A 7,813-nucleotide genomic window follows, 5' to 3' on the forward strand; every position below is an offset into this window, starting at 1 on the left:
GGTTTGGTATAAGGCGTGAGTGGTTTGCCAATTTTAACAAATTTTATCATCAGCCGTCCGACGATGCGAATTTATCTTATTTTAATTTTGGTTATATGAAAAAGAATGTCCAGGCAATTTTTCTGGCAGGATTGTGGGTAGCAAATGCTGAGAAGTCTCCTACCTGGACGCCAGGAGATGAGTTTGAGAATGCCAGAGAGGAGAAGAAAAAATAAGGCGACATGCAATTTAGGCTACTATTTATTTAACTTGAAAAATTTTGGTTAGTTTTCTATATTAATGTTACTTAAAAAAAACAAGGAGTAAACATGGCAAATTTATGGGACGACATCGCGAAGACGATTCGTGAAGGTGTTGACACTGTGGTTGAAAAGACTGGAGTATTAACAAAAATTGGTAAAATTAAAATTGATATACTTAACATTAAACGGAATATTGAGAAAAACTTTTCTGAATTGGGCGGCCGGGTATATCAGCTGATTACCAAAGAAAAGGAGACCGAGATTTCGACAGATAAGGAAGCCAGGGAAGTCATCGAATGTATCAAAATTCTTGAAAAAGAACTAGATGATAAAAAGTCGGAGCTCGCAAAAGTGAAGTCAAAGAAGAGTAGTACTTCCGAATCAAAATCTGCAACTAAGACAGAAGCTAAGAAAACAACTACAAAAAAATCTACCGGTAAACCAACAGCTTCGAAGAAATCAACCTCGCCAAAAACCAAAGCCCAGACCAAGAAATAAGTTCTCAAAGGAGATGGGAATGAGGAAGGGACAAATTGTTTTAAGCATTTTTTTTGCATTTTTTCTCCTTGATAAGTCCCAGCCTGCCACTGCGCAAATTTATTTAAAATTCGAACCCGCCCATTCTATTAAATTAAATCCAGGAATTTCCCTCGCCGCAGTCGGTGACGTGATGCTGGGTTCCTGGGTTATCCCTGTCTTAGCCGAGCAGGGTGCAGATTATCCTTTTAAAAAAACCAATCGATACTTTGAAGCCGCAGATATAGCAATAGCCAATTTAGAGGCGCCGTTCACGGAAGATACCGTGGCATTTGAAAAGAAGTTTAATTTTAAAGTACCGCCAAAATATGCAAGGGGTCTCCTTGCAGGAGGATTTGATGTTGTCACTTTAGCCAACAATCATATCATGGATTTTGGCGAAAGCGGTCTTCTTTCAACGATTCAAACTCTTGATAAGATTGGCATAAAACATTGCGGAGCCGGAGAAGATTTGTATGAAGCACATCAACCCGCCGTCTTTGAAACGAATGGGAAAAGGATCGCTTTTTTTGGCTATTCCATGACTTTTCCAACCGAATTTTATGCCAAAAAGGATAGCAGCGGCACGGCTTATCCCGAGCCGGAACTAATGCAGCACTCTCTGGAAGTCTGGGAGAATTTTGTTGATTTCACGGTTGTGTCCTTTCACTGGAGTGCTGAAAAGCGCGAAACCCCGAAAGATTATCAAGTTTATTTTGCACACCTGGCAATCGATAGCGGGGCGGATTTGATTCTCGGGCACCACCCACACGTATTGCAGGGAATCGAGTTGTACAAGAATCGGCTCATCGCCTATAGTTTGGGTAATTTCGCTTTCGGATCTTACAGTAAACTTGCAGTGGACAGTATTATTTTGAAGGCTTACTTAAACGACGATGGGCTACAGTATGCGCAATGCATTCCGATCAATGTGGACAATCGGGAGGTTGAGTTCCAACCCGCACTCTTGGACGGAGAACGAAAGGAAGCCGTTTTGTCCAAGCTGTCTACTTTAAGTTTGAATTTAAATAACGGTCGAAATATCCTTGGAAATTCCGGAATAATTTTGGGAGACTGGGCCGGCTTCCACGACGATTGGCTGCTAAACATAGCTGTCAGTACATTTTGGAATTCCGGCTCGACAACCGATATTATTGAGTCGGCAAAGTCGGGTACGACTGAACCCATCAGAAAATCCGACCCTGCATTATAATTAGGTTCGGCCCCGAATTTAAATTAATATTGAGTAACCGCAAATTAACGCGAACGTACGCCAATAAATTAGGACTATAAAGTTTTTTGAAAACAACTAATTAACGTCCATTAGTGGTCTTATGAACTGAAAAAACAGGATCAATAAATGGAATTAAAGATCCATGATCAAGAAATCCAACTTCAGAAATTTTGGAAGAGTCCAAAGCTCACCAAGCTCAGCCAGCCTTTGAAAACAACCGCCGGCAGGACGGTAGAAGTGCTTTATTCCGGCACCGAAAATCTGGATTCCGGACCGGACTTTAAAGATGCTATCATTAAATTGGATGGAAGGTTGTTAAAGGGCGATATCGAAGTACATTTAGATGCATCCGGTTGGTACGCGCACCAACATCACACCGATCCTGCCTATAATAATGTTATTCTGCATGTGATTTCTAAAGAATCAAAAGATGAAGAGTACATCGCAAGAGAGGATGGTGTAAAGGTTCATCAAGTTTATGTAAATATTGGTAGCGATTCTTCTGAACTGAGAACTACCTCAAATATTGGCTCTGAGGCGGAACGCAGGTCGTTTTCGATTGTACAAAACTGTCCCTTATCTCGAACGGATGAAACGAAAATTCTGGCAACCATTCATGTGGCTGGTGAGCGTCGCTTACAGGAGAAAGTGGAGCAATTGCAGGAGGATTTGATTCATGCTTCATGGGACCAATTAATTTATAACAAAATTTTTGAAGCGCTGGGGTATTCAAAAAATCAGATTCAATTTCGAAAGCTTTCTGAGGTGGTGCCGTATAAAATGGTCTGCTCCGAAATGCAATGGGTGTCCGAAGAGATGGCGTTAAAAAAATGTGCTGCATTGCTTTTTGGGGCCGCGGGACTGCTGCCGTCACAGCACACAAAAAGTTCGGAAATAAAGCTGGATGCTGAATCTCTCGATTATGTTGCCCCACTCCAATATTTATGGGATCAAATGTCACACCGTCTCGAAATAAAACCGATGAAACACCACGAGTGGCAATTTTTCCGACTCCGTCCGCAAAACTTCCCAACCCGCCGTTTGGCCGGAATGGTGCAGCTTCTTTTGAAGTTTTATAGACAAGGCTTTCTTAACGGGTTTCAAAAAATATTCTCCGGGAATATGCAGGATTATAAAAGACTGGCCAGCGAATTAGAGTCAAATTTACTTATCAAAACTGAAGGATTCTGGGCACAGCACTATCGGTTAGATGACTCGTTGGATAAAAGAGATCCTACCTTGATTGGCAAAGATCGAGCAAGAGATATTATTGTGAATACAGTCATTCCGGTGATGTATCTTTATAATTGTGAAACGAAAGACGGCTTTTTGAAAAACTGCGTTCGGGAACTCTTTGGCAGATTCCCCAAGCTCGCTGAAAATTCCATAACCCGGGGAATGCGGGAACAATTAAATAACCCAAAACAGGTTAAATCTTCTTTTCAGCAGCAAGGCTTGATCTATTTGCATAAGTTATACTGCAAACCTCTACGCTGTTCTGAGTGCCTGAGTTTATCTCAGGAAAAATAGGCAGCCCTATAGGTTTCGGTTTCAATAATACCTTCCAAAACAATTCGGTATTCACCGGTATCTTGATTGACACATTCGAGGATCGCTTTACAGTGCGAAGAGTTTTCTAACATTTCAGTAACATGCTTTTTTAAATTCGTACAGGATAATTGGGTTATGTTTATTTTGTGCAAATCTTTGTAATTTGAATTGACCATCATGTTCTCCGCTAGTTTGAACCTGTGATATTAATGTAAAAATGCTCAATTTTATTGAGTGGACATCCGAAATATAATATCGGGTGCTATGATGCATCCTTGAAAAATAAAATCTAACCGTAGGTAATTGATTCGACAGTTGTGAAGAATTCATCCATCAAATATTATCAACTAAAGAAATTCTAAAAAAAACTTGACTTTGTTAGTTTAAACTTTAATTTAGTATTTATATCGGCAACAAATCATATGTTACAAGCATCCATGCGAATGTATATCAAAAAACTCTCGAAATATTTCATTCATCCCATTTTAATTTTGATAATTGCTTCTAATTTTCTGATGGCGGGAACGATTATATTAGATTTTGTAGGTCAACCCGGCTTTAACAGAGTGACCATAAAATGGACGACACAAAATGAAATCGATTTGAAAGGTTTCGAGATAGAGAGAAGTTATGAAAATAAAAACGAGAGTTTTAAAAAGCTGGATTTTCTTAAGGCAAGCAGCGAGATTAAAGATAAAAAAGAATATACTTATGAAGATAAATCGGTCTTCAAGAGTTCGGACCGCACTTTTTATTATCGATTAAAAATAGTCGACAACGACGAGTCTTATACTTATTCAAAGATTATTTCGGTAAAGCCAACCATTTCGAGCGCCCGACAGACCTGGGGCAGTATTAAAGCGATGTTTAGATAGGCCCACCAAGTTACCTGTTCACCGCGAATATTCTTCTTTTTTGAGTTGGCAGCCTCTCACGGAGCGCTGCTTTTTTGTTTTAACCTGCCACAAGTTTAAATTTCTCAGGCGCAAGCTTTTCGATAATAATTTTTGTGCCCCAATGCATCTTGATAACTTTTTTAAATTCAACCAGGTTCAGACGATAGTGGCTGTGAGGTTTTTTAGGACCCCGGCACCAGCATTCTACTGCCTCAACAGACGAATTAACGCCCTTTTCGCCGACTTGCACTTTAAAAGGCTTGCCGGCTTTTGGGAAGAAATCGAGTTCTTTCTTTTGAATCAGAATGTAATTTCCACCTGCTTCTTCGGCTGAGAGCTTTCTTTTGAACTGCTGTTTGTCATCGGCCATAATAGTTCCTTCCTTTCAAATTTTATTCAGTCGCAAGGTGGATGCTTTTGAAAAAATTGTTGATTTCTTTTCGTTTTGCGGAATAATTTCAAAAATTGGAATGTATTAAAAAGGAATTTATTTTAGCGCTGGTATTTCCGAAAATATTTGCACGGCGACGGGAAGTATCGGCGCTTTTTTTTGATTTTCGATTTACAGGCCTAGAAATTTAGACAACCTATCTTCGACCTCATGGAGAGTGCCGACGCCTGAGACCTTACAGACTAACTCCCGTTCTTCATAATACGGGATGATGGGTTCCGTCTCTCCATGATATTTATTTAAGCGGTATTTGACAGTTTCTTCCTTATCATCATTTCTTTGAACGACCCGCGAGGCCACCTCGTCAGGGGGGGGATCAAACTTGATATGATAAATTTTTCCAGTCACCGGATCAATTCTCCGGCCGGTATTCCTATCAATGATTTCAGTATCCGGTACTGCAATTAAAAGAACATAATCAATTTTGACGTCCGACTTTTCAAGCGCTTTTTCAAGAGCTTGTGACTGAGGGAGCGTTCTTGGGAAACCGTCAAGTAAGAAACCGTTGCGGGCGTCAGGTTGACCAATGCGGTCTACTATCATTGCAATTACCAAATTATCGGGTACAAGAGCGCCTTTTGTCATGTATGAGTTAGCTTCTTTTCCTAATCGCGTTTCATTTGAAATCGCTTCCCTCAACATGTCTCCCGATGAAATGTGCGGGATATGCAATTTATCTACAATCCTTTTGGCTTGAGTGCCTTTACCCGATCCCGGGGGGCCGATTAGAATTATTCTCATATTTGTTCCTTACTTGACTCTACCGGGTAAAACATACTATTTTCAAAATGCTATCAAAAAAAACGTCTAAAACAATAAAAAGGGCGAACGTCCAATGGTCGAATCGACGAGCGCCCTTTTTCCTATGGCCTGCGTCCCCTAGGGGACGATATGTCTATCCTGATAAACGGTAAATCCCTTTTTCAAAGTCTTTCTTGCCATACATTTAAATTTAATATAAATTTTGAAAAATGCAACAAGGAAAAATTGAGTTCGGTTCCGATCTGGTCGCAAAGTTCGAGACTTACTTGCCTCCGTGCTCAAGAAAGAAGATTGGCAGGTTGGAAAACTTTCACTGGGTAAAAAAGCCTAAGAAAATTCCGGTCGTATTTACCAGAGATGAAGCCAAAAAAGTCTTGTTACATCTGCGGGGCAAATATTGGCTTGTCTCATCTCTCCTGTTCGGTTCCGGGCTTCGCTTAATGGAAGCACTGACATTGCATGTTAAGGATTTGGACTTTACTGATAGACAGCTTACCATTCATGAAGGAAGTTGGCGAAAATTTTGTAATGATTAGCTGACTTTGTTCCGAGATTCCTGTTGAGTCTGAATTGTGACCAAATCGTGCCCCACTATTCGTCGTCCGTTGGAAACTGATGATATACACCGAATTGTGAATAGAAAAATAACTCAGATGTCAATCTATGAAACCTTGATTTTGGACTCTATGATCGTGAGCCATTGATTTGAGAGAGCTCTCTATTTCATCACGGTCGTTTAAATAGTAGCGGGGCGAGGACTCGTAATCCGTGTCCGAAATCGATAGTTAAAGGTGTTCCATCCTCAAGTTGGTTGACGCGATAGACATAGCCAGTCAAGCGATTGCCAGCTTCTGTAATCTCGGTATTTAGAATCACAAATGAGCCAATGAACGCTGTGACTGGCGCATTCCTGGCTTCAAAACTACCTATACGGCAGTCGAAACGGATGGCTCGGATGGAACGACCTCCAACCTCGGGAATGCGCTCTGGTGCTTGAACCGTCTCCCAGGAAAAGGAACAGCTTTGAATTTTCGGCAACCCTTCGAGCTTCAATGGCGAGAAGCGTTCAGGTAGCTCGACCTCGTGCTCTCCCACCTTCAGCAAGATTGGCATATCCTTCTGTGCTTCAGATGGGTACCGTCCAACAGCCGACCGACCGTCCTCAGACGGCGTTAACTTGACTACAACCTTGCCGATAGTTAGCGACTCAGCCTCAGTAAGGTTCTTTCCTAATATCACGATCTCTAGCTCATATCCCTCTCTGTCTCGCGGCCGCCAAGTGTATACCTCGAAGGGCAACTGTGGCTGGTCTTGGACGGGTGTGCTAACTCTTTTGGTCGGCCGCTCCGGTGCCTTAGGCATTTTGGATTGAAGTTGGCGTGCCATTTCGTCCGGAGATTTCGACTCACCCACGCAACCAACCACCAATAGACCGATTATCATCGAAATTATTGTTCTTTGTTTCATTTGTGTCACCTCCATAACATAATTCAATCAGGTTCTGAAATATCCAAACCAAGAAACTCGACGTCATCGATGATGAGTTCGCCAGTCCCGGTCTGATTGAAGTTAAACCTGACTTTATCGACATGCCACAGGTCCAAATGCGACCCATTTGCCGTAAAGGCTCGAAGCGGAATTCGCACCGTTTGCATAATTGACTTAGTATATGTGCCTACATTGTCGGTGTAGAGGATAGGCGTAAAAACTGACACCACGACAGTTGGCGAGGTATGGCCGAGCGCGTCAGAGATGGTCACAGACAGATCCTGTGGCGTATTTATCTGGTTAAGGTTGCCGCTCGAACGAAAGCGCTGCCCTACCCGAAAGTTGAGGAAATCATAGAACCAGAGTTGGCGATTGCCGATTTCGAAAGTCACAGATGTGCCGGTGGAATTCCAGGCCACACGCAGTCCATCAGTATCATGCGTATAGTAGTTACGTGTAGGGACGGTTTGATAACGAAGGCTCTCTTCCACAAAAGCGCTCACGCCAATACTGCCATTCGTCTGGTTCAGCGTGTTAATCCCCACATCGGAGGGAGTGTCCTGAGAATCGTCGACCGTGAGGTAGATCCAGCGCTGGGGTTGGTCACTATACAACACCGTCGTGCCTACAGCGCTGACGGACGGGGGAATGACATAGCCGGAGAACATCTCGA

General features: G+C 42.1%; 11 protein-coding genes. 6 read left to right on the forward strand and 5 right to left on the reverse strand.

Features of this window, described 5'->3' with window-relative positions; all coding sequences use genetic code 11:
* The first annotated feature begins 308 nt into the window (after positions 1 to 308).
* From IH879_15775 to IH879_15785, 3 genes are all read left to right on the forward strand, one after another.
* Positions 309 to 740 carry a hypothetical protein gene (locus IH879_15775; GenBank protein MCH7676386.1) on the forward strand — a complete coding sequence of 144 codons (432 nt, stop codon included), beginning with the start codon at positions 309 to 311 and terminating at the stop codon, positions 738 to 740.
* A gap of 19 nt (positions 741 to 759) precedes the next feature.
* Complete coding sequence (locus tag IH879_15780; GenBank protein ID MCH7676387.1) at positions 760 to 1,971, forward strand: CapA family protein; 1,212 nt, start codon at positions 760 to 762, stop codon at positions 1,969 to 1,971.
* Between the two features lie 147 nt (positions 1,972 to 2,118).
* A complete protein-coding gene (locus IH879_15785) occupies positions 2,119 to 3,522 on the forward strand; it encodes a DUF2851 family protein (GenBank protein ID MCH7676388.1) in 1,404 nt (467 codons plus the stop codon).
* Here the strand turns inward: IH879_15785 and IH879_15790 are convergent.
* Positions 3,510 to 3,719, reverse strand: coding sequence for a hypothetical protein (locus tag IH879_15790; GenBank protein MCH7676389.1), 210 nt, complete (start codon positions 3,717 to 3,719; stop codon positions 3,510 to 3,512). The genes IH879_15785 and IH879_15790 overlap by 13 nt on opposite strands.
* Positions 3,720 to 3,986: 267 nt before the next feature.
* Here IH879_15790 and IH879_15795 point away from each other — a divergent pair, with 267 nt between their 5' ends.
* Positions 3,987 to 4,418, forward strand: coding sequence for a hypothetical protein (locus IH879_15795; protein MCH7676390.1), 432 nt, complete (start codon positions 3,987 to 3,989; stop codon positions 4,416 to 4,418).
* 79 nt (positions 4,419 to 4,497) lie between these two features.
* Here IH879_15795 and IH879_15800 read toward each other — a convergent pair whose 3' ends face one another.
* Both IH879_15800 and IH879_15805 read right to left on the reverse strand, forming a co-directional pair.
* On the reverse strand, positions 4,498 to 4,809 hold the full coding sequence (locus tag IH879_15800) for a hypothetical protein (GenBank protein MCH7676391.1): 312 nt from the start codon (positions 4,807 to 4,809) through the stop codon (positions 4,498 to 4,500).
* A 192-nt stretch (positions 4,810 to 5,001) separates the two neighbouring features.
* Positions 5,002 to 5,631: an adenylate kinase gene (locus tag IH879_15805; GenBank protein MCH7676392.1), complete on the reverse strand. Its 630-nt coding sequence runs from the start codon at positions 5,629 to 5,631 to the stop codon at positions 5,002 to 5,004.
* Between the two features lie 230 nt (positions 5,632 to 5,861).
* Between IH879_15805 and IH879_15810 the strand changes: the two genes are divergently transcribed.
* Positions 5,862 to 6,188: a hypothetical protein gene (locus tag IH879_15810; GenBank protein ID MCH7676393.1), complete on the forward strand. Its 327-nt coding sequence runs from the start codon at positions 5,862 to 5,864 to the stop codon at positions 6,186 to 6,188.
* Positions 6,189 to 6,378: 190 nt separating this feature from the next.
* On the opposite strand, the gene IH879_15815 is transcribed toward IH879_15810, so the two are convergent.
* Positions 6,379 to 6,951 carry a hypothetical protein gene (locus tag IH879_15815; GenBank protein ID MCH7676394.1) on the reverse strand — a complete coding sequence of 191 codons (573 nt, stop codon included), beginning with the start codon at positions 6,949 to 6,951 and terminating at the stop codon, positions 6,379 to 6,381.
* 191 nt (positions 6,952 to 7,142) lie between these two features.
* Positions 7,143 to 7,412 carry a hypothetical protein gene (locus IH879_15820; protein ID MCH7676395.1) on the reverse strand — a complete coding sequence of 90 codons (270 nt, stop codon included), beginning with the start codon at positions 7,410 to 7,412 and terminating at the stop codon, positions 7,143 to 7,145.
* Between IH879_15820 and IH879_15825 the strand changes: the two genes are divergently transcribed.
* Positions 7,386 to 7,813: hypothetical protein (locus IH879_15825; GenBank protein MCH7676396.1), on the forward strand; the 428-nt coding region annotated here is incomplete at its 3' end. The two genes, IH879_15820 and IH879_15825, sit on opposite strands and share 27 nt — an antisense overlap.

The organism is candidate division KSB1 bacterium (assembly GCA_022562085.1).
In the GTDB taxonomy this organism is placed as follows: Bacteria; Zhuqueibacterota; Zhuqueibacteria; order Oceanimicrobiales; family Oceanimicrobiaceae; genus Oceanimicrobium.